Source organism: Paenibacillus sp. EKM212P, from assembly GCF_011066115.1.
Lineage (GTDB): Bacteria > Bacillota > Bacilli > Paenibacillales > Paenibacillaceae > Paenibacillus > Paenibacillus polymyxa_B.
On sequence record NZ_JAAMNR010000032.1, the window covers coordinates 1 to 2,377 of the forward strand.

Sequence of the window (2,377 nt, forward strand, 5' to 3'; positions counted from 1 at the left end):
CGGAAAATGATACGCAGTGCATCGTGATGGCTAACGATTTGATCCATCGCTGTGCGCAGGGCCGTTTCATCAAAACCGTCCTTGCTATGCAGCATAATGGACTGGTTATGATGATGAGCATCCGTCAGGTTCTGCTCAAAGAACCATTGTTGCACCGGTGTCAGCTTCACAGCGCCCACCACTTCGCTCTGATCCGCCAATCGGGTCACCGATTGGACTTTCAGTGCCAAGGCAGACACGGTTGGATGACTGAACAGGTCTTTCATCTCCAGTCGATAACCTGCTTGCAGCAATCGGGAGGATACTTGCAAGGCCTTGATCGAATCGCCACCCAGTTCAAAGAAGTTATCCTGCGTGCCTATCGCTTCCACGCCGAGTACTCCGGCCCATACCGCAGCCAGTACTTGCTCCACCGTGGTACGCGGTGCCACATAGGCTGCACCGGTATGGATGATGCTTCCTTCCGGTTCCGGCAAGGCCTTGCGGTCGATTTTTCCATTGTGGGTCAGTGGCAAGGTCTCCAGACGCATCAAGCGTGCAGGTACCATATGTGCTGGCAGCCCGGCTTCCAGCTCGGCCTGTACCTCCTCGATCCGCAGCTCGGTTTCTCCCGTGATGTATCCGCACAAATACTTGTGTCCACGCTCATCCGTCCGGTCGATGACTACCGCTTGACGCACGCCCGGCACCCGCTGGATCGCCGTTTCAATCTCGCCCAGCTCGATCCGGTAGCCGCGGATTTTCACTTGATAATCCATCCGCCCGATAAAGTCCACATTGCCGTCCGGCATCCACCGCGCCAAGTCACCTGTGCGGTACAGTCGTTCACCTGGCACGAACGGATTGGCCACGAATTTCTCGGCTGTCAGGTCCGCACGGTTCAAGTATCCCCGTGCTACCCCGGCTCCGCCGATGCACAGTTCACCCAGTACGCCGATCGGCACCGGATTTAGCTGGCTGTCCACAATGTAGAAGCGGGCGTTCAGCCACGCCTGGCCAATCGGCACATTGCCGCTGCTTGGCAGCTTCGACAATTCTTCGTCGTAGAAGCTGGAGTCGATTGCCGCTTCCGTGACGCCGTAGCTGTTCATAATGCGAATTTCTGCGCCAAACCGTTCCTGCAGCACCCGATAATCTGTCACACTGCAGCTATCCGAGCTGGTAATCAGCAGTTCCAGACTGCTCATGTCCAGTCCCTGTTCATACACATGCTGCATAAACGGTACGATCAGGGCCGGGGTCGATTCGAACACCGTAATCTGATAGTCGCGAATCCAGCCATATAGACGGCTTGGATCAATCCGGTCATTTTTCGGACAGATAACCATCGTTCCGCCGTTATAGAACACCCGTGCGATATCCCCGACGAACACGTCGAAGGAGAAGCTCGCCAGTTGCAACAACCGTACCGGGAACTGGTTCAGACGGTAATCCCGGCGATAGGCCGCAGCCGTATTCACCAAGCTGCGATGCTCAATCATGACGCCCTTCGGACGTCCCGTTGTCCCGGAGGTGTAGATCACATACGCCAGATCCTGCGGTTCGTTGATGTGCTCTACATCCGCGGTATCTCCGGTGTACAGCGACTCATCGTCCAACACCAGTACGGTATGCAGACGCAAACCCGTTGCGGATTCGGTTGCTGCTTCGCTATCAGATGACGAATCTGCTGTTCCGTTCAGGGTTCCATGGAGAGTACTCGATTCCATTGTCTCAGCGCCAGCCGCTGTTTCCAACTCGCCCTCAGTCTGCCCTCCGGCCAAGGCCTGTCGGCTTTCCTCCAGCCAGACCTGTGCACGCTCCTGTAAGCCCGTTTGGGTCAACAGTACCGTCGCACCGCTGTCCCCCAGCATGAAACGAATGCGTTCGGACGGATAATCTGCATCCAGCGGCACATACGCGCCTCCAGCTTTCCACACCGCCAATACACCGACCAGCATGTCTACCGAACGTTCACTCAAAATGCCGACCATCGACTCGCGTCCAATGCCTTCATTTCGCAGTCTACGGGCCAATTGGTTCGCACGCTCGTTCAGTGTGCGGTACGTCAGTTGTTGTTCCTCGTACACCACCGCCACGTGATCTGGTACAAGCTGCGCCTGTTCTTCTACAAAGGTATGGAATAACCCCCCTGCTTCAGCAGTAACATCCGATACTCCCACATCTCCAAAACCGTAGATGATTTGTGCCTTCTCCTCGACAGTTACCATATCCAAAGCTGCCAGTGGCTGCTGCGGATGAAGGGTAATGGCACGTACAAGTTCGGTAAAATGCTGTGCCAATCGCGCAATGGTCTCAGCCTTGTACAGCGCCGTGCTGTATTCCAGACTGCACAGAATGCCTTCCGGCTGCTCCACTGCATCCAAGGTCAGATCAA

1 protein-coding gene is annotated in these 2,377 nt (G+C 55.7%); it reads right to left on the reverse strand.

Features of this window, described 5'->3' with window-relative positions:
* Positions 1 to 2,377: non-ribosomal peptide synthetase (locus G9G54_RS24755; protein WP_165179934.1), on the reverse strand; the 2,377-nt coding region annotated here is incomplete at both ends.